The organism is Streptomyces sp. NBC_01716 (genome assembly GCF_036248275.1).
Classification (GTDB): Bacteria; Actinomycetota; Actinomycetes; order Streptomycetales; family Streptomycetaceae; genus Streptomyces.
Genome location: NZ_CP109181.1, coordinates 7172308 through 7197508, shown reverse-complemented (window position 1 = coordinate 7197508; position 25201 = coordinate 7172308). Strand labels below are relative to the sequence as shown.

23 protein-coding genes are annotated in these 25201 nt (G+C 71.2%); 7 read left to right on the top strand and 16 right to left on the bottom strand.

Annotated elements, in window-relative coordinates; all coding sequences use genetic code 11:
- Positions 1-5: 5 nt before the first annotated feature.
- The 4 genes from OIE74_RS31745 to argC all read right to left on the bottom strand — a co-directional run bounded on the left by OIE74_RS31745 (position 6) and on the right by argC (position 4441).
- Positions 6-1220, bottom strand: coding sequence for an acetylornithine transaminase (locus OIE74_RS31745; protein WP_329389758.1), 1215 nt, complete (start codon positions 1218-1220; stop codon positions 6-8).
- Positions 1217-2164 (bottom strand): acetylglutamate kinase, encoded by a 948-nt coding sequence (argB, locus tag OIE74_RS31740; RefSeq protein WP_329389756.1) that lies wholly within the window; start codon positions 2162-2164, stop codon positions 1217-1219. The genes OIE74_RS31745 and argB overlap by 4 nt, the downstream gene beginning before the upstream one ends.
- Positions 2161-3330, bottom strand: coding sequence for a bifunctional glutamate N-acetyltransferase/amino-acid acetyltransferase ArgJ (gene argJ, locus OIE74_RS31735; RefSeq protein ID WP_329389753.1), 1170 nt, complete (start codon positions 3328-3330; stop codon positions 2161-2163). Before argJ ends, argB begins: the two co-directional genes overlap by 4 nt.
- 82 nt (positions 3331-3412) lie before the next feature.
- A complete protein-coding gene (gene argC, locus OIE74_RS31730; RefSeq protein ID WP_329389751.1) occupies positions 3413-4441 on the bottom strand; it encodes an N-acetyl-gamma-glutamyl-phosphate reductase in 1029 nt (342 codons plus the stop codon).
- Between the two features lie 170 nt (positions 4442-4611).
- On the opposite strand from argC, the gene OIE74_RS31725 reads away from it, so the two are divergent.
- A complete protein-coding gene (locus tag OIE74_RS31725) occupies positions 4612-5553 on the top strand; it encodes an RNA-binding protein (RefSeq protein WP_329389749.1) in 942 nt (313 codons plus the stop codon).
- Between the two features lie 61 nt (positions 5554-5614).
- On the opposite strand, the gene OIE74_RS31720 is transcribed toward OIE74_RS31725, so the two are convergent.
- Positions 5615-6787, bottom strand: a complete 1173-nt coding sequence (locus OIE74_RS31720; RefSeq protein ID WP_329389747.1) for an epoxide hydrolase family protein — start codon at positions 6785-6787, stop codon at positions 5615-5617.
- A gap of 81 nt (positions 6788-6868) precedes the next feature.
- Here OIE74_RS31720 and OIE74_RS31715 point away from each other — a divergent pair, with 81 nt between their 5' ends.
- On the top strand, positions 6869-7444 hold the full coding sequence (locus OIE74_RS31715) for a CGNR zinc finger domain-containing protein (RefSeq protein WP_329389746.1): 576 nt from the start codon (positions 6869-6871) through the stop codon (positions 7442-7444).
- 40 nt (positions 7445-7484) lie between these two features.
- Here the strand turns inward: OIE74_RS31715 and OIE74_RS31710 are convergent, their stop codons facing one another.
- The gene (locus OIE74_RS31710) at positions 7485-8366 is read right to left on the bottom strand and encodes an SDR family oxidoreductase (protein ID WP_329389744.1); all 882 of its coding nucleotides are present in this window, start codon (positions 8364-8366) and stop codon (positions 7485-7487) included.
- A gap of 85 nt (positions 8367-8451) precedes the next feature.
- Here OIE74_RS31710 and OIE74_RS31705 point away from each other — a divergent pair, with 85 nt between their 5' ends.
- Positions 8452-9030, top strand: a complete 579-nt coding sequence (locus OIE74_RS31705) for a TetR/AcrR family transcriptional regulator (protein ID WP_329389742.1) — start codon at positions 8452-8454, stop codon at positions 9028-9030.
- Between the two features lie 431 nt (positions 9031-9461).
- On the opposite strand, the gene OIE74_RS31700 is transcribed toward OIE74_RS31705, so the two are convergent.
- Positions 9462-10301, bottom strand: coding sequence for a helix-turn-helix transcriptional regulator (locus tag OIE74_RS31700; protein ID WP_329389740.1), 840 nt, complete (start codon positions 10299-10301; stop codon positions 9462-9464).
- Between the two features lie 102 nt (positions 10302-10403).
- Here OIE74_RS31700 and OIE74_RS31695 point away from each other — a divergent pair, with 102 nt between their 5' ends.
- Positions 10404-11111, top strand: coding sequence for an SDR family NAD(P)-dependent oxidoreductase (locus tag OIE74_RS31695; RefSeq protein WP_329389738.1), 708 nt, complete (start codon positions 10404-10406; stop codon positions 11109-11111).
- Between the two features lie 43 nt (positions 11112-11154).
- On the opposite strand, the gene OIE74_RS31690 is transcribed toward OIE74_RS31695, so the two are convergent.
- Positions 11155-11802, bottom strand: a complete 648-nt coding sequence (locus tag OIE74_RS31690; RefSeq protein WP_329392523.1) for an HD domain-containing protein — start codon at positions 11800-11802, stop codon at positions 11155-11157.
- A gap of 200 nt (positions 11803-12002) precedes the next feature.
- On the opposite strand from OIE74_RS31690, the gene OIE74_RS31685 reads away from it, so the two are divergent.
- On the top strand, positions 12003-12980 hold the full coding sequence (locus tag OIE74_RS31685; RefSeq protein WP_329389736.1) for an SDR family NAD(P)-dependent oxidoreductase: 978 nt from the start codon (positions 12003-12005) through the stop codon (positions 12978-12980).
- Positions 12981-13036: 56 nt separating this feature from the next.
- Here OIE74_RS31685 and OIE74_RS31680 read toward each other — a convergent pair whose 3' ends face one another.
- From OIE74_RS31680 to OIE74_RS31670, 3 genes are all read right to left on the bottom strand, one after another.
- Complete coding sequence (locus tag OIE74_RS31680) at positions 13037-13612, bottom strand: histidine phosphatase family protein (RefSeq protein WP_329389734.1); 576 nt, start codon at positions 13610-13612, stop codon at positions 13037-13039.
- 31 nt (positions 13613-13643) lie between these two features.
- Positions 13644-14096, bottom strand: coding sequence for a GNAT family N-acetyltransferase (locus OIE74_RS31675; protein WP_329389732.1), 453 nt, complete (start codon positions 14094-14096; stop codon positions 13644-13646).
- A 123-nt stretch (positions 14097-14219) separates the two neighbouring features.
- Positions 14220-15656: an aminotransferase-like domain-containing protein gene (locus OIE74_RS31670; RefSeq protein WP_329389730.1), complete on the bottom strand. Its 1437-nt coding sequence runs from the start codon at positions 15654-15656 to the stop codon at positions 14220-14222.
- On the opposite strand from OIE74_RS31670, the gene OIE74_RS31665 reads away from it, so the two are divergent.
- On the top strand, positions 15655-16551 hold the full coding sequence (locus OIE74_RS31665) for a DMT family transporter (RefSeq protein WP_329389728.1): 897 nt from the start codon (positions 15655-15657) through the stop codon (positions 16549-16551). The genes OIE74_RS31670 and OIE74_RS31665 overlap by 2 nt on opposite strands.
- 25 nt (positions 16552-16576) lie before the next feature.
- On the opposite strand, the gene OIE74_RS31660 is transcribed toward OIE74_RS31665, so the two are convergent.
- A complete protein-coding gene (locus OIE74_RS31660) occupies positions 16577-17878 on the bottom strand; it encodes a glycoside hydrolase family 10 protein (RefSeq protein WP_329389727.1) in 1302 nt (433 codons plus the stop codon).
- A gap of 158 nt (positions 17879-18036) precedes the next feature.
- Here OIE74_RS31660 and OIE74_RS31655 point away from each other — a divergent pair, with 158 nt between their 5' ends.
- Positions 18037-18897, top strand: a complete 861-nt coding sequence (locus OIE74_RS31655; protein ID WP_329389725.1) for a 3-hydroxybutyryl-CoA dehydrogenase — start codon at positions 18037-18039, stop codon at positions 18895-18897.
- 214 nt (positions 18898-19111) lie between these two features.
- Here OIE74_RS31655 and OIE74_RS31650 read toward each other — a convergent pair whose 3' ends face one another.
- The 4 genes from OIE74_RS31650 to pheS form a co-directional block, all read right to left on the bottom strand.
- The gene (locus OIE74_RS31650) at positions 19112-19651 is read right to left on the bottom strand and encodes an NUDIX hydrolase (RefSeq protein ID WP_329389723.1); all 540 of its coding nucleotides are present in this window, start codon (positions 19649-19651) and stop codon (positions 19112-19114) included.
- 51 nt (positions 19652-19702) lie between these two features.
- Complete coding sequence (locus OIE74_RS31645; protein ID WP_329389721.1) at positions 19703-21040, bottom strand: transcriptional regulator; 1338 nt, start codon at positions 21038-21040, stop codon at positions 19703-19705.
- A gap of 425 nt (positions 21041-21465) precedes the next feature.
- A complete protein-coding gene (pheT, locus tag OIE74_RS31640; protein ID WP_329389719.1) occupies positions 21466-24015 on the bottom strand; it encodes a phenylalanine--tRNA ligase subunit beta in 2550 nt (849 codons plus the stop codon).
- Positions 24015-25145: a phenylalanine--tRNA ligase subunit alpha gene (gene pheS, locus OIE74_RS31635; RefSeq protein ID WP_329389717.1), complete on the bottom strand. Its 1131-nt coding sequence runs from the start codon at positions 25143-25145 to the stop codon at positions 24015-24017. The genes pheT and pheS overlap by 1 nt, the downstream gene beginning before the upstream one ends.
- Positions 25146-25201 lie beyond the last annotated feature (56 nt).

Sequence of the window (25201 nt, the reverse complement as noted above, 5' to 3'; positions counted from 1 at the left end):
TCGTCTCATTCCCCGGATCGTCCGTCCCCGTTGGTCCCGTGGGTGGTGTCGAGGATGCCGGGCAGGGCCCGGAGGAACGTTTCCACCTCGTCGTCGCCGATGATCAGCGGTGGCATGAGCCGTACGACATCGGGAGCTGGCACGTTCACCAGAAAACCGGCATCCTGAGCCGCCTGCTGCGCCTGCGGCGCGAGCGGCTCGGTGAGCACGATACCCAGCAGGAGCCCCGCGCCACGGACATGCGAGACCAGTGGGTGTCCGAGCGCCTCGATTCCGTCCCGCAGCTTCTCCCCGAGCCTCTTCACCGTGTCGAGCGTCCCGTCGGCGCCGAGCGTGTCCAGGACGGCGAGTCCGGCGGCGCAGGCGACGGGGTTGCCGCCGAAGGTCGTCCCGTGCTGACCGGGCCTGAGCAGATCGGCCGCCGGGCCGAAGGCGAGCGTCGCGCCGAGCGGCAGGCCGCCGCCGAGGCCCTTGGCGAGCGTGACGACATCGGGCTCGACGCTCTGGTGCGCCTGGTACTCGAACCAGTGCCCGGTGCGCCCCACGCCCGTCTGGACCTCGTCGAGGACCAGCAGGGTGCCGGTGGCGCGGGTGATCTCCCTGGCCGCTTCGAGATAGCCCCGGGGCGGGACGACCACGCCGTTCTCCCCCTGGATCGGCTCGATGATCAGCAGCGCGGTCTCCTCGGTGACGGCCGCCCTGAGGGCGTCGACGTCTCCGTACGGAACATGCGTCACATCGCCGGGCAGCGGCAGGAACGGCTCCTGTTTGGGCGGCTGCCCGGTGAGCGCGAGCGCGCCCATCGTGCGGCCGTGGAAGCCGCCGTCGGTGGCGACCATGTGGCGGCGGCCGGTGAGCCGGCCGATCTTGAACGCGGCCTCGTTCGCCTCGGCGCCCGAATTGCAGAAGAAAACGCGGCCGGGGCGGTCGGCGAGGTCGATGAGCCGTTCGGCGAGGGCGACGGGCGGGGCGGCGATGTAGAGGTTCGACACATGGCCGAGGGACGAGATCTGCCGGGTGACCGCGTCGATGACGGCGGGGTGCGCGTGGCCGAGCGCGTTCACGGCGATGCCGCCGACGAAGTCGGCGTACGCGTTGCCGTCGGCGTCCCAGACGGTGGCGCCGGCGCCGCGCACGAGCGAGAGCTTCGGGGTGCCGTAGTTGTCGGCCATCACGTGCTGCCAGCGGCGCGTGAGTTCCTGGTTGCTGTCGTCGGTCATGACGCTCCCCCTGTCGTGGTCTCCGTGGTCCCGGATGTCGCCGCGGTCGCGTGCTCCTGGCCGTCGGGGACGACCATCGTGCCGATGCCCTCGTCGGTGAAGATCTCCAGCAGGATCGAGTGCTGTACGCGGCCGTCGAGCACGCGGGCGGTGTTGACCCCGTTGCGTACGGCGAACAGACAGCCCTCCATCTTCGGCACCATGCCGCTGGACAGCTCGGGCAGCAGCTTCTCCAGCTCGGTCGCCGTGAGCCTGCTGATCACGTCGTCGTTGTTCGGCCAGTCCTCGTACAGACCCTCGACGTCGGTGAGCACCATCAGCGTCTCGGCGCCGAGGGCCGCGGCGAGCGCGGCGGCGGCGGTGTCGGCGTTGACGTTGTAGACGTGTCCGTCGTCGGCGCTGCGCGCGATGGAGGAGATGACCGGGATACGGCCGTCGGCGAGCAGCGCCTCGATGGCGCCCGGGTCGATCTCGGTGATCTCGCCGACTCTGCCGATGTCGACCAGCTCGCCGTCGATACGGGGCCGGTGCCGGGTCGCCGAGATGGTGTGCGCGTCCTCGCCGGTCATCCCGACGGCGAGCGGGCCGTGCTGGTTGAGCAGCCCGACGAGCTCGCGCTGGACCTGGCCGGCGAGCACCATCCGTACGACGTCCATCGCCTCGGGTGTGGTGACCCGCAGCCCGGCCTTGAACTCGCTGACCAGCCCGTGCCGGTCGAGCTGCGCGCTGATCTGGGGCCCGCCGCCGTGCACGACGACCGGCCTGAGACCGGCCTGGCGCAGAAAGACGACGTCCTGGGCGAAGGCGGCCTTGAGGTCTTCGTCCACCATGGCGTTGCCGCCGAACTTGATGACGACGATCTTGCCGTTGTGGCGGGTCAGCCAGGGCAGCGCCTCGATGAGGATCTGCGCCTTGGGCAGCGCGGTGTGCTTGCGTGCGGTCATGAGCTGTACGCGCTGTTCTCGTGGACGTAGTCGGCGGTGAGGTCGTTGGTCCAGATGACGGCCGACTCGCTGCCGGCGGCGAGGTCGGCGGTGATCCGTACCTCCCGGAAGCGCATGTCGACAAGGTCGCGGTCCTCGCCGACCGAGCCGTTCTTACAGACCCAGATGTCGTTGATGGCGACGTTGAGCCGGTCGGGGTCGAAGGCGGCGGAGGTCGTGCCGATCGCGGAGAGCACCCGGCCCCAGTTGGGGTCCTCGCCGTGCAGGGCGCACTTGAGGAGGTTGTTACGGGCGACGGAGCGGCCCACCTCGACGGCGTCGTCCTCGCTCGCCGCGTTGATCACCTCGATGCGGATGTCCTTGCTGGCGCCTTCCGCGTCGCCGATGAGCTGGCGGCCGAGGTCGTCGCAGACGGTGCGGACGGCCTCGGCGAACTCCTCGTAGCCGGGCGTCACCCGGGCGGCGCCGGAGGCGAGCAGGAGCACCGTGTCGTTGGTGGACATGCAGCCGTCGGAGTCGACGCGGTCGAAGGTGGTACGGGTGGCCGCGCGCAGGGCCGAGTCGAGGGCGGAGCTGTCGACGTCGGCGTCGGTGGTGAGCACGACGAGCATGGTGGCGAGGCCGGGGGCGAGCATGCCGGCGCCCTTGGCCATACCTCCGACGGTCCATCCCTCGCCGCCCGCGACGGCGGTCTTGTGCACGCTGTCGGTGGTCTTGATGGCGATGGCGGCCTTCTCGCCGCCGTGCGGGGAGAGTTCGGCCGCGGCCTTCTCGACGCCGGGCAGCAGCTTGTCCATCGGAAGGTTGATACCGATGAGCCCGGTGGAGGCGACGGCGATCTCGCCGGGGCCGTGGGTCCCGGGGTCGGCCTCGTTCAGTACCGCGGCGACCTTCTCGGCGGTGGCGTGGGTGTCCTGGAAACCCTTGGGGCCCGTACAGGCGTTGGCACCACCGGAGTTGAGGACGACCGCGGAGATCCGGCCGCCCTTGACGACCTGTTCCGACCAGAGGACGGGGGCGGCCTTGACGCGGTTGGAGGTGAAGACGCCCGCGGCGGCGCGGCGCGGACCGGTGTTGACCACGAGGGCCAGGTCCGGGGCGCCGCTGTCCTTGATCCCGGCGGTGATGCCCGCCGCCGTGAATCCGCCTGCTGCCGTGACGCTCACTGCAACTCCTTCTTCGGCCGGGTGGTGTGCGTGTCGGTGTGGGTGGTGGTGTCTTTCGTGGCGTGGCTGTGGGGAGCCTGGCTCACGGTGCGACGCCGGTGGCCGGGAGCCCGGTCTCCTCGGGCAGCCCGAGGGCGATGTTCATGCTCTGGACCGCGCCGCCCGCGGTGCCCTTGGTGAGGTTGTCGATGGCGCTGATCGCGATGACGCGCCGGGCGTTCTCGTCCAGGACGACCTGGACCTGTACGGCGTTGGAGCCGTACACGGACGCGGTCGCCGGCCACTGGCCCTCGGGCAGGAGCTGGACGAACGGCTCGTCGGCGTAGGCCTTCTCGTACGCGCCGCGGATGTCGGCAGCGGTGACGTCAGGCCGTGCTTTCGCGGAGCAGGTGGCGAGGATGCCGCGGGGCATGGGGGCGAGAGTGGGGGTGAAGGAGACGCCGACGCGCTCGCCCGCGACGGCGCTGAGGTTCTGGATCATCTCGGGGGTGTGCCGGTGGCCGCCGCCGACGCCGTACGGGCTCATGGAGCCCATGACCTCGGAGCCGAGCAGATGCGGCTTGACGGACTTGCCCGCGCCGGAGGTGCCGGTGGCGGCGGTGATGACGGCCTCCGGCTCGACCAGGCCGGCGCCGTACGCGGGGAAGAGCGCGAGCGAGACGGCCGTCGGATAGCAGCCGGGCACCGCGACGCGTCTGGACCCCTCCAACGCGGCGCGGCTGCCCGGCAGTTCGGGGAGGCCGTAGGGCCAGGTACCGGCATGGGGGGAGCCGTAGAACGCCTCCCAGTCGGCGGCGTCCTTCAGCCGGAAGTCCGCGCCCATGTCGACCACGAGCACGTCGTCGCCGAGCCGCTGGGCGACGGCGGCGGACTGCCCGTGCGGCAGGGCGAGAAAGACGACGTCGTGCCCGGCGAGCACGTCGGCCTTGGTCGGCTCCAGGACCCGCTCGGCCAGCGGCCCGAGGTGGGGCTGGAGCGTACCGAGGCGCTGACCGGCGTTAGAGTTCCCGGTGAGAGCACCGATCTCGACGCCGGGGTGCCCCAGGAGCAGCCGGAGCACTTCCCCTCCGGCGTATCCACTGGCTCCCGCCACCGCTGCACGTACTGCCATCGAAGCCCTCCTCGTCGATGGCATGACTATACGTAACTACGCAGCTTTATGCAATGGGTCCCTGTCCGGCCCGCCTGAAGGCTGCCTGTTCCGCGCCGGTTGTGAGGTTCGAAGGGGGCCCGGAATGCGAGTTCCGGCCGGCGCCACCTTCGACCCCGTCCAGGAGTAGCGTGCCGCCCGCCTTCGTTCACCGGATCACCAAGTACGACCCCGCCGACCGTGACGAACACGGCGGCTACCGGGGCGCTGAGGATACGGTCAGCGACCACGGGCCGGTCGAAGCCGCGTACCTGGCTGCGATCTCCGCCTTCGCGGAAGCCGCGGGCATTGACCGGCTGGAGATCCGTGAGCCCTCCGTCGCCGGGTTCGTCCACTTCGGTGCCCGGCCGGCGGTCGAGGGACATGGTCTCGGCGAGCTCTTCCCAGCCGGCCTCGCCGCCTACCACGACGGGGCCGAGGTCTCCCTGGCGGTGGCCCTGGAGCTGATCCGCGTCATGCTCCGCGAGCAGGGCGCCTGGTGTCGGCTGGAGGCGGGAGACGCGTTCACCGTGCACGTCGGGTGGGACCAGTACGTGTACGTGGGCAGCGACCGGCCCTGCACGGACGCCGTGGCCCGTACACGCGCACTCGGCCTCTTCCCGGAACCGCTGACGGCTTCCCCTTACGCTGCGGAACCAGAGGTGACAGAGGTGGCCGACGACGTCTTCTGGGCGTCCGTGCGCACCGAGCTGGCGGCGCGACAGGGGCTTCTCCTGGAGGAGACCTACATGGTCAACGCCACACGCCGGCACCGCCTCACCACGGATAACCTCGATGCGGTCCGCGCCGGTCTCGGTCCGCGAGCCCTGCTGACCGTCTGGCCCGACCTGCGACCCGACGTCGGGGCGATCCTGGCCGCACTGCCATCCGAATGGCAGATGGAGTTCGTCTGGGAGGCGCGGGACGGAACGATCAGAGACGTGGTCGTCGATGAGACCGAGTACCAGGAACTCGCCGCCCTGCTGGCCGATGCGCGTGCGGCCCGCGCCCTGCCCCTCCACCTCGACGAACGCCACCCACTCCTCCACGCCGCCCTGCCCGACGGCGACGGCGTGCTGCGCGCACGATGGTGACCCGATTCGTGTAGGCCGCCCCAACGAAACCCGCACGCCGGCCATGCTCGGGCAACGCCGTTCACCGATTTGCGGCCAGCACTGCCGCGAGGCCCTCTTGCAGGTCTTTGACGAAAAACTCGGGGACCTCCAGCGACGGGAAATGTCCCCCGGTTTCGGGTGACCTCCAGCGGACGATCCGGCGGTAGCGCTCCTGTGCCCAGATGCGCGGGCTCTTCTCGATGTCGCGGGGGTACATCGTGATCGCTGAAGGGACGTCGACCCGGAGTTCGGGGTCGAGTGAGTTGTGGCTTTCGTAGTAGATGCGGGCCGCCGACGCACCGGTCCGCGTCAGCCAATACAGGGTGACGTCGTCAAGAACGCGGTCCCTGGAGATCGTCTCGAACGGGCTGTCCTCGGTGTCCGACCACTCGGCGAACTTGTCGAGGATCCAGGCAAGAAGCCCGACCGGTGAGTCGACGAGTGAGTAGCCGATGGTCTGCGGCCGGGTCGCCTGCTGCTTCGCGTACGCCGCGCGGTGGTGCCAGAAATCGCGGGTTTCCTCGGTCCACCGGCGCTCGACCGCCGTCAGCCCGTCCGTCGTCAACCCGGGCGGCGCCTCCGCGAACGTGGTGTGGATGCCGAGAACGTGCGCCGGGAACCTGCCGCCGAGGACCGTGGTGATGTTGCCTCCCCAGTCGCCGCCGTGGGCCACGAACTCGCTGTAGCCGAGCCTTCCCATCAGTTCGACCCACGCGGCCGCGATCTTTTCGGTTCCCCACCCGGTGGTGGCCGGCTTCTCGCTGTATCCGAAGCCCGGCAGCGACGGGACCACGACATGGAACGCCGGCGCGTCCGCGTCCTTCGGATCCGCCAACTCCTCGACTACATCGGCGAACTCGGCAATGCTGCCCGGCCAGCCGTGCGTCAAGATCAGAGGAGTGGCATCCGCGCGCGCGGATCGGCGGTGCAGGAAGTGGATTCCCAGACCGTCAATGGTCGTGCGGAACTGGCCGATCCGATCAAGGCGCTCTTCGAACGACCGCCAGTCATAGCCGGTGCGCCAGTAGTTCACGACATCGACAAGGTCGGCGAGAGGAACTCCCTGCTCCCACCGGCGAGAGCCGGGCGCGGCGCCATGAACCGTCTCGGCCTCCGGCAGTCGCGCGGCGGCCAGTCGTACGCGCAGATCGTCGAGGTCGGCGTCAGTCACGTGGGCTTCAAATGCTTGCACGTCGCTGGTCGGACGGGGCATGAGACCTCCTGGCTTCCTGGAACCGGCTAAGACGGTTCTAACAGCTCTCCGAGCCACGCCGCAACCGGCTAAGGTGGTTCCATGCGTGCCGGCTTCCCTGACTTCCGCCTCGGTTCGGTGCTGGCAACCAGCTTCACGGGGACTCTGTCGGAGCGTCATGGCGACGCCGTGGAGCGCATTCCCACACCGCGGCGACTCGTCGACTGGCTGGCCGTGTACGGCCTCGCCGTGGACTCCTGCACCACCGCCCAGCTCGGCCTCGCCCGGGAACTGAGGGAGTCGATCCACGCCGCCGCGACAGCGGCCGCGATCCAGGACGCTCTCCCCGCATCTGCCGTCCACGTCATCAACAACCGCAGTGCTCAGGGTCGGGCCGCGGCCATCCTGACGCCCGAGGGCAAGCGGCAATGGCAGCTCAGCCCGGCTTCCCGCGTGGAAGACGCCCTCAGCGTGATCGCCGCCGACGCGATCAGCATCCTCTCGGGGGAACGAGACGGAAAACTGGCCCTGTGCGCCTCACCGACCTGCCGAGCCGCCTTCTTCGACACCAGCCAAAGCCGCACCCGCAAATGGTGCGACATGAACACGTGCGGCAATCGTCAGAAGAAAGCGCGGTTCAACGCCAACCAGCGCAAAAAACCCAGATCAGCGGAGTGACCGTCAGCTCGGGCACTCGGCCACGCCACTCCGGCCTCCGTCAGGGCTTTATGTTCTCCAGGTCCGCCAGAAGGCTCGGGTGCCTCGGCTCCCAGCCGAGGGTCCCCCGGGTGTGGGCGCTGGACGAGGGCTGGTCCGCCGCGAAGATCGGGCCCAGAGCGCCGTAGGTCTCCGGCGGCACCGACTCGACCGGCACGCCCAGCCGTCGGCCGATGACCTCGGCGATGTCCCGCACACTGTCGCCCTCGTCGGCCACTGCGTGCCAGGAGCTGCCGGCCGGTGCCCCCTCCAGGGCGAGCCGGAAGAGCACGGCCGCGTCGAGCGCGTGGACGGCCGGCCAGCGCTGTGCGCCATCGCCCGGGTAGCCGGACACTCCGGTCCGGCGTGCGATGCCGGTCAGCAGACCGGCGAACCCGCCCGCGCCCTGGTGGTGAACCGTACGCGGCAGACGTACGGCCGTGCTCCTGACCCCGCGCGAGGCCAGGCCCAGGGCCCCCATGACCGCGCGACCGCGACCCCCGACAGGACCCTCGGTCGCCGGCGGGTCCGACTCGGTGGAGGCACGGCCCGGCACATGCGGTGTGCCCGAGGCGGTGACGAAGGGGCGGTCGCTGCCGACGAGTTCCTCGCCGAGGGCCGCGATGGCGGCGCTTTCCTCGGCGACCGCCTTCTCGACGGCCTCCGGGCTGCTGAAGTCGTTGGCGAACGCCAAGTGGATCACCCCGTCGGCCTGGCCGGCGCCGACGCGAAGGACGTCCAGATCGGCGAGCCCTCCCCGGAGCGGCTCGGCGCCGGCCGTCTCGGCGACCAGCGCGGACGCGTCGGAGCGGGCGAGGGCGAGGACCGTGTGGCCGTTGCCGAGCAGTTCGGCGACGACGGCGGAACCGATCAGACCGGTGCCGCCAGTGACAAAGACGCGCATGGAAATCTCCCGCGAGCGATGGGACTCTTATCCCGTCACTGTAGCAGAGTGACGGGACAAGAGTCCCATCACGTAGAATGCGGCCATGGGCCGATGGGAACCAGGGGCGCGCGAACGTCTTGTCGTCGCGGCGGTCGACCTCTTCACCGAGCAGGGGTACGACGCGACGACGGTCGCGCAGATCGCCGAGCGCGCCGGGGTCACCAAGAGCACCTTCTTCCGGCACTTCCCCGACAAGCGCGAACTGCTGGTGGCCGGTCAGGAGACGCTGAGCCGGCTGCTGGCCGAGGGGATCGCCGAAGCGCCCGACGACGCCGGGCCGCTCCAGGCGGTCGCCGCCGGTCTTGAGCGTGCCTCCGGCGCGATGGGCGCCATGAACCGGGACCTCGCCCCTCGCCTGAAGGCCGCCGTCGCCGCCAGCGCCGAGCTCCAGGAGCGTGACGCCCTCAAGAGCGTCAGCCTCGCGGCCGCGATGACAACCGCTCTGGCGGCTCGCGGCATACCGGGTCCGACCGCGGCGCTCGCCGGTGAACTGGGCCTCCTCGCCTTCAAACGGGGCTACGCCGAATGGTCCGACGGCGCCAGGGGCGCGGACGACCAACTGGCCGGGTACGTCCTGACGGCCCTGGACGAGCTGCGCGCGGCGAGCGCGTCGCTGGGGTGAGGCCCGGCGTCGTAACAGGGCCCGACCGGCCCGCCAGGCACGGTCGTTGAGGCCCTTCGCGTGGGCCAGGGCACTGGGGGTACGGCAGCCGACGATCGCCGGGGCCTCCTGGATCAGGGTGTCGTCGGTGAGCGCCTCCACCATGAACAGGGCGTAGGCCACGCGGCGGGTCAGATCGCCGGCCAGGATCGGGTCGCCGACGTGGCGGCTCCAGACGGGCAGGCCCTCGCTCTCACCCTCCTTGAGAGTGCTGCCGCACACCACGGTCCACGCGGTGTCGCTTCTGTACGGCTTCGTGATCCTGGAGGTGAGCATGCCGTTCAGCAGCTCGGCGGAGCTGGACGAGGACGGGGTGACGGACGTCGTACGAAGGGCGCCGAGCTGGTCACCCCGGAGAGCGAGTGCTTCCGGGACGCGCGGTCCGCCCCGGTCTATCCGACCAGCGTCTGTGTGCCAAGCACCGTGAGCAGCGCGAGGCGTTCCGCGTCCTCCGTGCCGGGCTCGGCCGTGTAGATCATGACGCGCAGGTCGCTCCCGGCCACGGTGAGTACGTCGCAGTCCAGCGTCACCGCCCCCACCTGCGGGTGGTCGATCGTCTTGCGCGCGGCCTCGTGGCGGCCGACGGTCCCGGAGTCCCACAGCTCCGCGAACCGCTCGCTGCCGGCGCGCAGTTCCGCGACCAGCCGCCGCAGCCGCCCGTCGGCCGGATAGCGGCCGGCGGCGGCACGCAGGTCGGAGACCAGCGCGGTCTCGAACAGGCGCAGTGACTCGGGCGTGTGCCGTGCCCGCGTGCCGGGGCCCAGGAAGTGCCGCCACACGCCGTTGCGCGCGTTGCCGCGCCAGTCGGAGGGATCTCCCATCAGCGCCGCGTACGGCGGGTTGGCCGTGAGCAGCGTCCAGGACGCGTCGTACACCGCGACAGGCGTCCCGGCGAGTCTGTCCAGCAGGCGCTGGACGCTCGCGCTGAGATACGCCGGTACGGTGTCCGCCCCCGGCGGCACCAGCCCGGCCAGCCGGAACAGGTGCTCGCGTTCCGTGGCCGACAGCCGCAGGGCTCTGGCCAGGGACTCGACGACCTGTGTCGAGGGGTTGGCCGCGCGGCCCTGTTCGAGCCGGGTGACATAGTCCGCGGAGATGCCGGCCAGCATGGCCAGTTCCTCGCGGCGCAGTCCCGGCGCGCGCCGGTGCCCGCCGGTGGTCAGTCCGGCGGCCTCCGGGGAGACCCGGTCGCGCCACCGGTGCACCGCCTGTCCGAACTCCGCTTCCGCCATGTCCACCAGTGTGCGCCCCGGACGGCGCACCGTCCTGGTACCGCCAGTCCCAGGAAAACGGGACGTCTGGTTGACGATCCGCCTCGGCAGGAGGCTGAAGCCATGACTACGACACTGATCACCGGGGCCAACAAGGGCCTCGGTTTCGAGACCGCCCGCCGCCTCGTCGCCGCGGGCCACACCGTCTACCTGGGCAGCCGCGACCCGGAGCGCGGACGCCGCGCCGCCGAGCTGCTGAGCGCGCGGCCGCTCGTCATCGACATCACCGACGACGCGTCCGTCGCCGCCGCGGCGAAGACCGTCGAGGCGGACGGCGGACTGGACGTACTGATCAACAACGCGGGCGTCGAAGGGCGGACGCCGGACGGAGGCGTGATCGGCGCCGGGGAGGTGACCGCCGACGACGTGCGCGCGGTCTTCGACACGAACGTCTTCGGGACGGTGCGCGTGACCCACGCGTTCCTGCCGCTGCTGGAGCGGTCGGCCGCCCCGGTCGTGGTCAACGTCAGCAGTTCCCTCGGCTCGATCGTCAGGGTGACGGAGCCGGGCTCACCGGCCGCCGCGTACCCGGGCCTGGCCTATCCGGCGTCCAAGACGGTGGTCAACATGATCACGGTCCAGTACGCGAAGGCGTTCCCGGCCATCCGGATCAACGCGGTGGAGCCCGGCTACACAAAGACGGACCTGAACGGGAACACCGGTACGCAGACCGTCGAGGAGGGGGCGGAGATCATCGTACGGATGGCCCAGGTGTGCCCGGACGGCCCGACCGGCGGCTACTTCGACGTGACGGGTCCGCTGCCCTGGTAGAGGCACCGAAGCCGCACCCCGTCGAACGCCACCACGGCCACCGTCACTCGGGCCACGGCGAGTCCAGGATCGTGCGCACGAAGTCGCCGCGCTCGAAGCCGGGTACGTAGTGGGCGAGGACATCGGCCTTGACGTTGCCGAAGGTGGTCTCCGGCTTGTGCCGGACGCCGTCGGTGAAGGCGCCGAGGATGCGCTGCTTGAAGCCGGGACGCGGGTGCAGCGCGACGACGGCGGTGCGGTCGTCCTCGCCGATGTCGTGGTACCCGATGCCGAGGACGTCGTACTCGACGCCCGCGGTCACCAGCGCCACCTCCGGCTCCATGAACTCGGGGACGCCCGGGGTCGTGTGCAGGGCGATCGCGGTCCAGACGCGCCGGACGCTGTCCTCGGGCACCTGGTTCGCCCGGAGGAAGCGGCGTGCCTCGTCGGCGCTGTCGACCTCGAAGCGCCGGCCGCTGGTGTGGAAGGGCTCGCCGAGGCCCAGGTCGTGGAACATGGCCCCGATGTAGAGGAGTTCGGGGTCGAAGGCGAGATCGCGGTTGCGCCCCTGGAGGCTGCCGAAGAAGTAGACGCGGCGCGAGTGGTCGTAGATCAGTTCGCTCACGGTGTCACGTACGAGCTCGGTCGCCGCCCGCGCGAGCTTCGTGTCCGGCACGCTCACGCCCGCCGGTGCGGAGGGGTCGTAGGCCATCGTCATCACCTGGTCCTTCTGCTCGCCGGTCCGTGTGGGGAGCCGGTCGCCCCGGCCCGCTTCTCCAGTCTCCTGAGCCGGTGACGCGCGTGCCATGACCACAGGGCCGGATGCCCCACAGATCCGGACGCGCGCGCCGCCGTACACGACCGCCGTCGGCCGCTTGACTTCAAGAACGCTCCAATACGTACCGTCGGACCATGACTACTCCTCAGCACAAGATCGGTTCAGGCTTCGGCGCGACGAGCACCGCCGAGGAGGTTCTGCGGGGCGTGGACCTCGGCGGGAAGCTCGCGGTCGTCACCGGCGGCTACTCAGGGCTGGGGCTGGAGACGACGCGCGCGCTGGCCCGCGCGGGCGCTCGGGTCGTGGTGCCCGCCAGGCGGCGCGCCGCCGCCGAGGAGGCCGTCGCCGGGATCGAGGGACCGGCGGGGAAGGTCGAGGTCGGCGAGCTCGACCTCGGTGACCTCGACAGCGTCCGCGCGTTCGCCGAGGGGTTCCTCGCGTCCGGGCGCGGCATAGATCTGATGATCAACAACGCCGCGATCATGGCGTGCCCCGAGACCCGCGTCGGACCGGGCTGGGAGGCGCAGTTCGCGACGAACCACCTCGGCCACTACGCGCTCGTCAACCGCCTCTGGCCCGCGATCGAGCCGGGCGGTGCCCGTGTCGTCTCGGTGTCGTCGGCAGGTCACCGCCGCTCCCCCATCCGCTGGGACGACGTGCGGTTCGAGCGGGGTTACGACAAGTGGCAGGCATATGGGCAGGCGAAGACCGCCAACGCGCTGTTCGCCGTCCATCTGGACGCGCTCGGCAAGGACGCCGGGGTCCGGGCCTTCTCGCTGCACCCCGGTGGCATCCTCACGCCGCTTCAGCGCCATCTTCCCAAGGAGGAGATGGTGGGCTTCGGCTGGATCGACGAGGGCGGCAACCCGCTCAACCCCTCCTTCAAGTCACCCGAGCAGGGCGCGGCCACACAGGTGTGGGCGGCTGGTTCACCGCGACTGGCCGGTGCGGGCGGGGTGTACTGCGAGGACTGCGACATCGCCGGCCCCGCCGACGAGGACGACTTCAAGGGCGGGGTACGTACATACGCGGCGGACCCCGAGCAGGCGGCGCGGCTCTGGCGGCTCTCCGCCGAACTGACGGGCGTCGACGCGTTCGCGACGGCGGGCTGAGCGCTTCGCGCCAGGGGCACGCACACAGCGCACACCGAGCACACGGCGCGCCCCGGTCAGACGCGGGCGTCGAGGCGCAGGCTCCAGCGGCCCGGGGCGCCCATGAGAGTGACCGTGGAGAGCGGGCGGACGTCCACGTTCCAGAAGGTCGGTGCGGGGGCGTGCAGGGCGTAGACGATGGCCGCCCTGATGACCGCCGGTTCGGCGACGGCCACGATGGCGCCGATGTTGTCTGCGGGGCGTGTGTCCAGCCAGCCGCCTATACGGGAGATGAACGCCAGCAGCGGTTCGCCGCCGTGCGGGGCCGAGCGCGGGTCGGCGAGCCAGGCGTCCACGGCGGCGGGTTCACGGGCGGCGACGTCCGCGAAGGTGCAGCCGCGCCAGCGGCCCATGTCGCAGTCCCGGAGGGCCGGCTGGACCAGGGGCGCGTAGCCGAGGGCCTCCCCGGTGGCGCGGCTGCGCGCGGTGGGCGAGCAGTAGCGCAACTCGGCGGCGGCCAGCGGCACGAGCGAGTGCGCGACGAGCTGCACCTCGTGCCAGCCGGCCTGGTCGAGGGGGCGGTCGTCGTCGAATCGTTCGGCAAGTGGGGCTGAGCTGCGCGCGGCGGCGACCAACGTGACCCGAACACTCATGCCGGGATCGTGATCCCCAAAACGGCACAGGTCAAGAGGGGACCTGAAGGTCCAGAGTCATCCACATCAGGGGGTTTTCGAGTGACTTGAACCCCACCTTCTCGTACACGCCGTGGGCGTCCTCCGTGGCCAGCATCATGCGCCGCACCCCCAGGGGGGTGAGGTGATCACGTACGGCGGCGACGAGTTCGGTGCCGAGCCCCTTGCCTCGGGCGACGGGGGCGACGTACACGTCGCAGAGCCAGGCGAAGGTGGCGTGATCGGTGACGACGCGGGCGTAGGCGACCTGTTCGCCCGAGTCGGCGTCGTACGCACCGAAGTTGAGCGATCCGGCGATCGCCTTGTCCTGGACGTCCCGGTCGCGGCCGAGCGCCCAGTACGCGTCCGTCGAGAGCCACTGGTGGATCCGGTCCGCGTCGAGGCGTGCGGGGTCGGTCGAGATCTCGTACGCGGCGGAGGTCGCGGGGGTCGTCGTCTCGGTCATGGCGGAAGGCTGCCAGGTGGCGGGCCGATTGTCAGTGGCGGATGCCACGATCAAGGCATGTGGGATCAAGGCATCTGGGATCCGGGCATCTGGAATGCGGGCAAGGGGGATCAAGGCATGTGGTCAGCTCAGCACCTCGTCGCAGGCGGTCCGCAGTCGCCGCACGCCGTCGGCGATCTCCTGCGGTCCCGCGACGGCCGCATACCCCAGCCGCAGATGGGCTGCGGAGGGTTCGGCACAGAAGTACGGGCGGCCGGGGGTGACGGCGACGCCCGCGCGCAGGGCGGCGGAGACGAGGGCCTGTTCGTCGGTGCCGTCCGGCAGGCGCAGCCACAGGTGATAGCCGCCTGACGGGATGTACGGGAGGGCCAGTTCGGGCAGGTGCCGGCCGACGGCCCCGGTCATGGCGTTCCTGCGGTCGCGCAACTCGCCCGGGAGGAAGCGCAGATGGCGGTTCCAGGCGGGTGAGCCGACCAGTTCGAGGGCCGCTTCCTGGAGGGGGCGAGCGACGAAGAAGCAGTCGACGACATGGATGGCGCGGAGACGTTCGAGCACCGGGCCCCGGGCGGCCAGCACCCCGACCCGGAAGCTGGGCGAGGTCGCCTTGGTGAGGGAGCGGACATGGACGACGACTCCGTCGTGGTCGTCGGCGGCGAGGGGGCGGGGCAGCGGGCCCGCGTCCTCGTGGGCGAGGAGACGTACGAAGTCGTCCTCGATGACGAAGGCGCCCGCCTCGTGGGCGATGCGCAGCACCTCGGGCCGCCGTGCCGGGGAGAGGACGGCCCCGGTGGGGTTCTGGAAGAGGGGCTGACAGACGAACACGCGTGCGCCGGTGGCCCGGAAGGCGGCGGCGAGGAGTTCGGGGCGTACGCCGTCGGGGTCGACGGGCACGGGGACGGGGCGCAGTCCGGAGGCCCGTGCGATGGCCAGCATGCCGGGATAGGTGGGTGATTCGACGAGGACGGGCGCGCCGGGCGGGGCGAGCGCGCGCAGGGCGGTGGTCAGGGCGCTCTGGCCGCCGGAGGTGACGAGGAGTTCGGCGGCCGTCCAGGTGTCGCCGATGTCGCGGGCGAACCACTGGCGGAGTTCGGGCAGTCCGTCGGTGGGCGGGCGGCTCCACGCGCCGGGGCGTCTGCCGGCGCGGGCGAGGGCGCCGGCCATGGCCTGTTCGGGCTGGAGGGAGGAGTGCAGATAGCCGCCGTTGAACTCGATCACCCCGGGTGGGGGCGCGGCGAGGGTGGTCAGTACGGCGGAGGAGTCGACGCTGCGCGGGACAAGTTCGGTGGTGGCGTCGGCGCTGAGCGCGACCTCCTGCCAGGAGGTGTCCCCCGGCCGCGGTGTGCCGGGGCGGGCGGGCGCGCGGAAGGATCCGGCGCCGGGACGGGTGACGACCAGGCCCTCGGCGGAGAGCTGGGCCAGTGCGCGGGAGACGGTCACCGGGGAGACGCGGTACCGCTCGACCAGCTCCCTGCTGGACGGCAGCTTTCCATCAGGTGAGTAGCGGTTGAGCTCTTCCCGTAGAGCCTTCGCCAATTCGGCCACACTGCTACGCTCTTGCATGACAGCACAGGATAGCGCTACTCGTCCGACGCCGGTAGCGGTCACCGGCGGCACCCTCCTCGCGGCGGGGGGCGTTCTCGCCTTCTCGCTCACCTTCCCCGCGACCGTCTGGGGCCTGGAGAGCTTCGGCCCCTGGTCCCTGGTCGCGATCCGCGGCGTGCTGGCCGCGCTGATCGCGGGCGGCTTCCTGCTGGCGGTGCGCGTGCCGGTCCCGGAGCGGCGGCACTGGGGCGCGCTCGCCGTGGTGGCCGCCGGTGTGGTCATCGGTTTCCCGATGCTGACGACGCTGGCCCTCCAGACCTCGACCACGGCGCACGCCGCCGTCGTGGTGGGGCTGCTGCCGCTGAGCACCGCCGCGTTCTCGGCGCTGCGCACCGGCAGGCGCCCGTCGCGCACGTTCTGGGGCGCGGCCGTCGCGGGCGCGGGCGTAGTGATCGCCTTCACCCTCCAGCAGAGCGGCGGGGCCGTCTCGACCGGTGATCTGTATCTGTTCGGCGCGCTGCTGGTGTGCGCGGCCGGCTATACGGAGGGCGGCAGACTGGCGCGGCTGATGCCGGGCTGGCATGTGATCGGCTGGGCGCTGGTCGCGTGCCTGCCGCTCAATCTGGTGGTCTCGGCCGTCGCCCTGTCCTTCGAGCCGGTACGGCTGACGGCCCAGGGGGTGACCGGTCTGGTATGGGTGGCGGCGGGGTCGACCTTCTTCGGCCTCTATGTCTGGTACCGGGGCATGGCCACGATCGGGGTCGAGAAGGCGAGCCAGCTCCAGCTGGCCCAGCCGCTGCTGACCCTGGTCTGGTCGGTGCTGCTGCTCGGGGAGCGCCCGGCGACGGCCGCGCCACTGGCGGCCGTCGCCGTACTGCTGTGCATCGCGGTCACCCAGCGCGCCCGCGCCTAGGGTCTGTCGTTTGGATCAGGCCGGATCAGCCCTGCCGGGGCGGGCGTACCCGGGACTTGTAGTGGTCGGCCACCGCCCTCGCGAACGCGCCGTTCTTGTCGTTGACGCACTCCAGCGCGGAGAAGTAGCAGTGACCGCGCACCTCCCGGTACTGCTTCGCGAAGGTCAGATGACGGGAGACCTCCGCCACGTCCTGCCACGGCGCGGGCTGGGCGGGGTCGCCCGCCTTGTAGAGGGCCTCGCCGATGTAGAGGTCGACGCCCGTGCCTCTGACCACCTCGCTCCACCAGGGCACGAGCTTCGCGTAGTCGGCCGCGGCGAAGCCGATGTTCCAGTAGATCTGCGGGGTGATGTAGTCGATCCAGCCCTCCTTGACCCACTTGCGGGTGTCGGCGTACAGATCGTCGTAGGTCTGCACGCCGGCCGTGGTGTCGGAGCCGGTCGGGTCGGTGGCGATGTTGCGCCACACCCCGAACGGGCTGATGCCGAAGGCGACATGCTTCTTGATCTTCTTGATCCGCTCCGCCGTCTCGCGCACCAGCCGGTCGGTGTTGTCGCGCCGCCAGGAGGCCTTGTCGGGGAAGCCGGCGCCGTACTTCGCGTACTGCGCGTCGTCGTCGAAGACCTGACCGGCGACCGGGTACGGATAGAAGTAGTCGTCCCAGTGCACGGCGTCGACGTCGTAGCGCCGCACGGCGTCGAGCATGGCGTCCTGGACGAACTTCCTGACCTCGGGGATGCCCGGGTTGTAGTAGAGCTTCCCGCCGTACGGAAGGATCCACTCCGGGTGCTTGCGGGCCGGGTGGCTCGGGATCAGCCGGGACGGGTCCGTGTGGTTGGCCACGCGGTACGGGTTGAACCAGGCGTGCAGTTCGAGACCGCGCTTGTGGGCCTCCTTCACGGCCGTACCCAGCGGGTCCCAGCCCGGGTCCTTGCCCTGTACGCCGGTCAGGCACTCGGCCCACGGCTCGAACGGCGAGGGCCACAGCGCGTCCGCGGTCGGCCGTACCTGGAAGACGACGGCGTTCAGCTTCCGCGTGACGGCGGTGTCCAGGAACTTCAGAAGCTCCGCGCGCTGTTCGGCCACGGGCAGTCCGGGCTTCGACGGCCAGTCGCGGTTGACGACCGTCGCGAGCCACATCCCGCGCAGTTCGCCGCGCGGGACATGACGACCGGACCCGGCGGCGCCCTCCGCGCCCGCCGCCGCTCCGGTCTCCCCACTCGTCCCCGCCGTACCCGCCGCGGCGACCGCGTCGCCCGCCACCGCCAGTGACGTGAGCGCACCGGCCGTTGCCGTCACGAACCCTCTTCTACCGATTTGCCGCATTTACTGACCCCTCGTCGGTTATCTCGGTCGGATGTTGCCGCACAGCATGCCCGCCCCGGCCCGCCGTGCACACACCTGCGCGGAGTAACGTCGGGGGCCGAGGCGGGCACCGGAATCACACGGGGCCCGGCAGGATCGGGACCAGCGAAAGGCACGATGTGACCGACATCGAACGCGTCGGAGTGGTGGGCTGCGGCCAGATGGGCGCAGGCATCGCGGAGGTGTGCGCCCGCAGCGGCCTTGCGGTGATGGTCGCCGAGACCACCGGCGAGGCCCTGGAGATAGGGCGCACCCGCCTCTTCAACTCCCTCTCGAAAGCCGCCGAGCGCGGCAAGATCACCGAGGAGGAGCGCGACGCGACGCTCGACAGGCTCAGTTTCACCACCGATCTCGGGGAGTTCGCCGACCGCGATCTGGTGATCGAGGCCGTCGTCGAGAACGAGCAGGTCAAGACGGAGATCTTCCAGGTCCTCGACCAGGTCGTGACGCGCCCGGACGCGATCCTGTCGTCCAACACCTCCTCCATTCCGCTGGTCAAGCTGGCCGTCGCGACCTCCCGGCCCGACCGGGTGATCGGCATCCACTTCTTCAACCCGGCACCGGTCCAGCAGCTGGTGGAGCTGATCCCGGCGCTGACGACGTCCGACGAGACGGTCAAGCGCGCCGAGTCCGTCGTCCAGGACGTGCTGGGCAAGCACGCCATCCGCGCCCAGGACCGGTCCGGTTTCGTGGTGAACGCCCTTCTGATTCCTTATCTGCTCTCCGCGATCCGGATGTTCGAGTCCGGTATCGCGAGCCGCGAGGACATCGACAACGGCATGGAGATGGGCTGCGCCCACCCGATGGGCCCGCTCAAGCTCTCCGATCTGATCGGCCTGGACACGGTCGCTTCGGTCGCCGATTCGATGTACGCCGAGTACAAGGAGCCGTTGTACGCCGCTCCCCCGCTGCTTCAGCGCATGGTGGACGCGGGGCGCCTCGGCCGTAAGTCGGGCTCGGGCTTCTACCCGTACGGCTGAGCCGCCCGGCGCATCAGCGACGACGCGGGCCTCAGGGTCTGTCGTTTGGATCTTGCCGGGCTTGCGGTCCCTGGCACGCACGCCCTCCCCCGTAGCCCCCGAGGGGGGCACGGGAGGTGCCCCCTCCGCGTTGACTCCCTCCTCCGCCTTGCGACCGCACGCACCGGACCCCACTCCCTGATCCGGCCTGATCCAAACGACAGACCCTGGCTCCCTACCCGCCGCCTCCCAGGCGCAGGTGATGGAGCATCAGCAGTCCGGCCGCCATGTTGGCGGCCGGCACCTCACCCCGCGCGATCAGGTCGGGAACGAGCTTGAGCGGTACCCACTCCCGGCGCGAGGACTCGAAGTCGTCCCTCGGGTGGCCGGTGTAGGTCGCCGCGTCCGACCAGTAGAGATGGTGCCTGGCGTCGGTGAGTCCGTTGGACGGCTCCACGGTGAGCAGATGCCGGAGGCGGCCGGGCCGCCAGCCGGTCTCCTCCTCCATCTCCCGCGCCGCCGCGGTCTCGACGGACTCGCCGTCCTCGACGACGCCTGCGGCCAGTTCCCAGCCCCAGCTGTCGGTGATGAAGCGGTGCCTCCAGAGCATCAGCACCTCGTTGGCCTCGTTGACCGCCGTCGCCACGGCCACCGGGCGGAGCCGGATGAGGAAGTGGTCCAGATGCCGGCCGTCGGGGAGTTCGACATCGGCCAGATTGACCTGGAACCAGCGATTCTCATACACAGTCTGTTCGCTTAAGTTCGCCCACTGCACGGTTTTGCCACCTTCCGATTGGGAGTTGGCAATATGGCAGCAGTCGCCTCCTCACAGGGGAACGCGCAGGGCCCGTGCGATGAATCCGGCCGCTTCCGTCGCCTCCGCCGAGCCGCTCTCCACCAGCCCCAGCCGCACCACGCCCATCCGGTCCCTGAGCCGCAGCGACTCCATCCCCCGGGCGCGCTCGGTCATCTCCCGCGCCGTACGGGCCGCCCGGTCCGGTTCGCCCTGCCGCAGCTCGATCTGGCTGAGCATCGCGAGCCGGTGCACCCGCCCCCGGTCGTGCGCCGGCGTGCCGACCGCCTCGGCGGCGTGCGTCCGCGCGGCGTCGAGCTCGCCGAGGCTCAGCAGCGCCTCGGCGACCTGCACATTGACCAGACCCGGCTCCACATAGCCGGTCTCGTCAGGCTCCTGCCCCGGTCTGATCCGCCCCGCCTCGGCCTCCGCCCGGCTGATGCACGCCCGCGCCCCGCTCCCGTCGCCCAGCAGGGCGTACGACTTGGCCTGCATGGCGTACAGATCGGCGGCCAGCGCCGGTGTGATCGCCCGGCCCGCCGTACGCAGCGCCGCCTCGGCGAAGGCCACCGCCTGCCGGTACTCCCCCATGAACAGCGACTGGTTGACGAGCAGCGCGACGGCGTACGCGCCAAGTCCCGTGTCCCCGCTGGCTTTCGCCAGCCGCAGCGCCTGGTGGAAGTAGCGCTGGGCGAGCCCCTGTGCGTCGGAGTCGTACGCGCAGATACCGGCCACCGCCACCAACCCGCCCGTGGCGCGGTGCAGTTGGCGGCCCGTCGCGTCGCTGTAGCCGCCGCGCAGCAGGGGCGCCGTCTCGGCGTTGAGGAAGCCGACGATCCGCGCGTGGGTGGCGAGACCGCCGGCCCTGCGGTACATCAGCTCGTAGTGCGCCCTGGCCGTCCGCAGCAGTTCGATGTCGGCCGGCCCGACACGGCTCGGGCCGCCGCGCGAGACGTCCGCGTCCGCCGGAGGGTTCTCCCACTCCCAGACGGGCATCACGGCATGCGTACCGGTGACGGCGGGCGCGCCCACCACATGGCCCCGCCGCTGCTGGTCGGAGCGCCACAGCGCGGTGGCCCGCTCCACGAAGACCGGGAGGGTGGCGTCGCGGCCCGGCGTCCCCGGACTCACGCCCAGGCCGATGTCGTCCAGCGTGAGGGTGCGTCCCAGGCGCTCGCCCAGCACCTGGCAGATCAGCTCGGGCACCTGGCCACGTGGCCGCTGGCCCCTCAACCACCGCAGTACAGACGTGTGTTCGTACCGGAGGCCGAGCCCGCGCGTCTGTCCGGCCCGGTTGACCCGGGCGGCGAACCCGGCGTGGGACATGCCCGCCTCGTCGATCAGCGAATCCAGCAGGGTGTTGGGCTGCATGTGCCCCTCCGGAGACCCGCGGGTGCACCGGACACCCCCCAGGGAGCCACAGCGTAATGGAGCGGGACATCGCACGGGGTGTGAACGTAATGCCCGGATCGGGCCGTTGTGCGCCCTGCAGTGCCGGGCGCCGCCGCTGTTGACTGGTCGCCTCGCAAAGAGCGGCCGGGGCCGCCGCACTCCCCCTCGTGCGGTACGGCGGCCCACCTCGTGTCGTCCGCCCCGCCACCTGCCCTACTCCGCGGCGGGGCGGGCGGCGCACCGGCCGCGCCAGCGGTTGCGAGGCGGATACGGCGCAGTGTTCGTCCCCCCGGCCTGCGCCGGTATCCGTGAGAGTCCCACCTCACCGAAAGAACGGCCGACGGGCGCGTCCGGAACTGAATCCGGCCGCGCCCCTCGATCGTTCCGCTGTCCCGTCCGCGGGCTCATGCCCCCCGCAGCACCGCACCCGTGCGCTCGGCGGCCAGCGCCACCGCGGTGTCGCGCGCGGCCGACGCCTCGTCCACGGTCAGCGTCCGGTCCGCGGCGCGGAACCGGAGCGCGTACGCCAGGGACTTGCGCCCCTCGCCCAGCTGCTCGCCGGTGAACACGTCGAACAGCCGGACGGATTCGAGCAGTTCACCCGCGCCCTCGCGAAGCGCCCGCTCCACGTGGGCGGCCGGCACGTCCTCGGCCACGACCAGCGCCACATCCTGGGTGGCGACCGGGAAGGCCGAGATCCGCGGCGCCCGCAGCGGGCCGGTGCCCGCCAGCTCCACGAGGTCCAGTGCGAGTTCCATCGCGCAGGTGCGCTCCGGCAGGCCGTACGCCTTGATGACGCGCGGGTGCACCTCACCGGCATGGCCGACCAGGGTCCGCTCGCCGTCCACCGTGGCGTACAGCGCCGCGCAGCGGCCCGGGTGCCACGGCGCGTGCTGATCGGTCTCCACCGTCAGCTCGACGCCCGCCTCGGCGGCGACCGTACGGGCCGCCTCGACGGCGTCCGCCCAGTCGGTGGGGCGGCCCGCGCCCCACCAGCCGCCCTGCTCACGCGCACCGGCGAGGACCACGGCCGCGTGGCGCGGCTGCCGGGGCAGCGCGGCGTCGAGCGACGCGAGCTGCTCCGGGGTGGGGCGCCGGTCGACGGGCAGCCTGGCCGGTACCTTCTCCTCGCCCGTGGGCCGGAAGACCAGGCCCGACTCGTACAGCGCCAGATCGTGCGAGCCACGGCCGTCGTTACGGCGCAGCGCGCCGAAGAGACCCGGCAGCAGGGTCGTGCGCATCGCGGGCTCGGTGTCGACGAGCGGGTTGACGAGGTCGACCGTACGGCGACGGTCGTCGTCGGCGTCCAGTCCGAGCTGGTCGAGCTGCGCCGTACCGATGAACGGGTAGTTCAGCACCTCGACATAGCCCGCGCCCGCCAGCGCGCGGCCGACCCTGCGGTACAGCCGCTGCCGCTCGGTGAGCCCGCGCCCGGCCGGCGGCCTGGGCAGCGTGGAGGGCAGATTCTCGTACCCCTCCAGCCGGATGACCTCTTCGGCGAGGTCGTTGATCTCGCGCAGGTCGGGACGCCAGCTCGGGACGGTGACGATCAGCTCGTCCTGTCCCTGGACGTCGCAGCCGACCTGCTGGAGCCTGCGGACGACGGTCTCCCTGCCGTACGCGAGACCGGCCACCCGGTCGGGGTGGTCGGCGGCCATCGTGATGGTGTGCGGCCCGGACGGCGCGACGGCCTCGGTGACACCCGCCTCCGCCGAGCCGCCCGCGAGCAGCACCAGCAGATCGACGGTCCGCTGCGCCGCAGCCGACGCGGCGTGCGGGTCGACGCCGCGCTCGAAGCGCTTGGACGCCTCGGACGCCAGCTTGTGCCGGCGCGCGGTGCGGGCGATGGAGATCGGGTCGAAGTGCGCGGCCTCGATGACGACCTCGGTGGTGCCGCGCGGCGCGCGCCCGGCGGCGGACGAGGAGAGCGGGCTCGGCGCGATCTCGCCGTCGGCGATCTCGGTGTCGGCGCCGCCCATCACACCGGCGAGGCCGATGGGGCCACGGTCGTCGGTGATGACGAGGTCGGCCGCGTCCAGGACGCGCTTGACGCCGTCGAGCGTGGTCAGCACCTCGCCCTGCTCGGCACGCCGGACACCGATCGCGCCCTCGACCAGGTTGCGGTCGTACGCGTGCAGCGGCTGGCCGATCTCCAGCATCACGTAGTTGGTGATGTCGACGGCCAGCGAGATCGGCCGCATCCCGGCCTTCTGGAGCCTGCGCCTGAGCCAGATCGGCGAGCGCGCCTCGGGGTCCAGGCCGGTGACCGTACGGGCGGTGAAGTGGTCGCAGCCCACGGGGTCGGCGATCTCGACACGGTGGCCGTAGGAGTTCGGGGCCGGCACGTCGAGCAGCGCGGGGTCACGCAGCGGGAGGCCGTACGCGATGGCGGTCTCACGGGCGATGCCGCGCAGCGACAGGCAGTAGCCGCGGTCGGGTGTGACGGCGATGTCCAGGACCTCGTCGACGAGCTGGAGCAGCTCGATCGCGTCGGTGCCGACCTCGTACTCCGGCGGCAGGACGATGATGCCGCCGCTGCCGTCGTCGCCCATGCCCAGCTCGCCGCTGGAGCAGATCATGCCGTGCGAGGTCCGGCCGTACGTCTTGCGGGAGGAGATCTCGAACCCGCCGGCCAGCACGGCGCCGGGCAGGACCACCACGACCTTGTCGCCGACGGCGAAGTTCCGCGCGCCGCAGATGACTTCCTGCGGCTCACCGGTTCCGTTGGCATCCCCAACATCGAGGGTGCAGAAGCGGATGGGCTTCTTGAACTCCGTCAGCTCCTCGATGGTGAGGACCTTGCCCACGACGAGCGGGCCCTTGAGGTCCGCGCCGAGCTGTTCGACGGTCTCGACCTCAAGACCGGCGGGGACGAGCTTGGCCTGCACGTCGCGGCCTGTCTCGGTGGCCGGCAGGTCGACGTACTCCCGCAGCCAGGAAAGCGGGACGCGCATCAGATCTCCATCCCGAACGGCCGGGTGAACCGGACGTCACCCTCGACCATGTCTCGCATGTCTTCGACGTTGTGGCGGAACATCAGCATCCGCTCGATGCCGAACCCGAAGGCGAATCCGCTGTACTTCTCGGGGTCCACACCACAGGCGACGAGCACCTTCGGGTTGACCATGCCGCAGCCGCCCAGCTCGATCCAGCCCTCACTGCCGCAGGTACGGCAGGGCCGGTCCGGGTTGCCGACGGACTCGCCGCGGCAGACGTAACAGACCATGTCCATCTCGGCGGACGGCTCGGTGAAGGGGAAGAAGTTCGGCCGCAGCCGGGTCTTCATGCCCTCGCCGCCGAAGAGCTCCTGGACCATGTGGTCGAGGGTGCCCTTGAGGTCGGCCATGGTGAGGCCCTCGTCCACCGCGAGCAGTTCCACCTGGTGGAAGACCGGAGTGTGGGTGGCGTCCAGCTCGTCGGTGCGGTAGACGCGTCCGGGGCAGATGACATAGACGGGCGGCTCACGGTCGAGCAGCGCGCGCGCCTGGACCGGTGAGGTGTGCGTACGCAGCACCACCCCGGACTCGTCGCCGGCCGTGCCGTCGCGGTCCTGGACGAAGAAGGTGTCCTGCATCTGGCGCGCCGGGTGGTCGGGCACGAAGTTCAGGGCGTCGAAGTTGAACCACTCCGCCTCGACCTCGGGGCCGTCCGCCACCGCGTAGCCCATGGCCGTGAAGATGTCGGCGATGCGCTCCATCAGCGTGGTGAGCGGGTGCCGGGCGCCGGCCGGGACGCGGTCGTACGGCAGTGTGACGTCCACCGCCTCCTCGACCAGTACCCGTGTGTCACGCTCGGCCTCCAGCTCCACCTGCCGGGCGGCGAGTGCCTTGTTCACAGCGCCGCGGGCCTGGCCGACGCGCTTGCCCGCCTCGGCCTTGGCCTGCGGGGGCAGCGCGCCGATCTCACGGTTGGCGAGCGACAGGGGCGAGGTGCCGCCGGCGTGCGCCGTCTTCGCGTGGGCGAGCGCGTCGAGGTCGCCGGCGGCGGCGAAGGCGGCGAGCGCCTCGTCCCGCATGCGCTCGATCTCTTCCGGCTTCAGCGCCTCGACCTCGACTGGGTCGTACGACTTGTTGGGTGCGGACATCTCTTCCCGTACTTCCGTTGGTTTGACAGGACCCGGGCGAAAACGACCCCGCTCGA

Excerpts from the sequence above, each read along its gene's own strand:
- OIE74_RS31645 (WP_329389721.1), bottom strand. The coding sequence starts at position 21,040 with ATGCAGCCCAACACCCTGCTGGATTCGCTGATCGACGAGGCGGGCATG.
- OIE74_RS31660 (WP_329389727.1), bottom strand. The coding sequence starts at position 17,878 with ATGCGGCAAATCGGTAGAAGAGGGTTCGTGACGGCAACGGCCGGTGCG.
- OIE74_RS31675 (WP_329389732.1), bottom strand. The coding sequence starts at position 14,096 with ATGACCGAGACGACGACCCCCGCGACCTCCGCCGCGTACGAGATCTCG.
- argB (WP_329389756.1), bottom strand. The coding sequence starts at position 2,164 with ATGACCGCACGCAAGCACACCGCGCTGCCCAAGGCGCAGATCCTCATC.
- OIE74_RS31670 (WP_329389730.1), bottom strand. The coding sequence starts at position 15,656 with ATGCAAGAGCGTAGCAGTGTGGCCGAATTGGCGAAGGCTCTACGGGAA.
- OIE74_RS31680 (WP_329389734.1), bottom strand. The coding sequence starts at position 13,612 with ATGAGTGTTCGGGTCACGTTGGTCGCCGCCGCGCGCAGCTCAGCCCCA.
- pheS (WP_329389717.1), bottom strand. The coding sequence starts at position 25,145 with ATGTCCGCACCCAACAAGTCGTACGACCCAGTCGAGGTCGAGGCGCTG.
- OIE74_RS31705 (WP_329389742.1), top strand. The coding sequence starts at position 8,452 with ATGGGCCGATGGGAACCAGGGGCGCGCGAACGTCTTGTCGTCGCGGCG.
- argC (WP_329389751.1), bottom strand. The coding sequence starts at position 4,441 with ATGGCAGTACGTGCAGCGGTGGCGGGAGCCAGTGGATACGCCGGAGGG.
- pheT (WP_329389719.1), bottom strand. The coding sequence starts at position 24,015 with ATGCGCGTCCCGCTTTCCTGGCTGCGGGAGTACGTCGACCTGCCGGCC.
- OIE74_RS31665 (WP_329389728.1), top strand. The coding sequence starts at position 15,655 with ATGACAGCACAGGATAGCGCTACTCGTCCGACGCCGGTAGCGGTCACC.
- OIE74_RS31690 (WP_329392523.1), bottom strand. The coding sequence starts at position 11,802 with ATGGCCTACGACCCCTCCGCACCGGCGGGCGTGAGCGTGCCGGACACG.
- OIE74_RS31710 (WP_329389744.1), bottom strand. The coding sequence starts at position 8,366 with ATGCGCGTCTTTGTCACTGGCGGCACCGGTCTGATCGGTTCCGCCGTC.
- OIE74_RS31715 (WP_329389746.1), top strand. The coding sequence starts at position 6,869 with ATGCGTGCCGGCTTCCCTGACTTCCGCCTCGGTTCGGTGCTGGCAACC.
- OIE74_RS31695 (WP_329389738.1), top strand. The coding sequence starts at position 10,404 with ATGACTACGACACTGATCACCGGGGCCAACAAGGGCCTCGGTTTCGAG.
- OIE74_RS31685 (WP_329389736.1), top strand. The coding sequence starts at position 12,003 with ATGACTACTCCTCAGCACAAGATCGGTTCAGGCTTCGGCGCGACGAGC.
- OIE74_RS31720 (WP_329389747.1), bottom strand. The coding sequence starts at position 6,787 with ATGCCCCGTCCGACCAGCGACGTGCAAGCATTTGAAGCCCACGTGACT.
- OIE74_RS31745 (WP_329389758.1), bottom strand. The coding sequence starts at position 1,220 with ATGACCGACGACAGCAACCAGGAACTCACGCGCCGCTGGCAGCACGTG.
- OIE74_RS31700 (WP_329389740.1), bottom strand. The coding sequence starts at position 10,301 with ATGGCGGAAGCGGAGTTCGGACAGGCGGTGCACCGGTGGCGCGACCGG.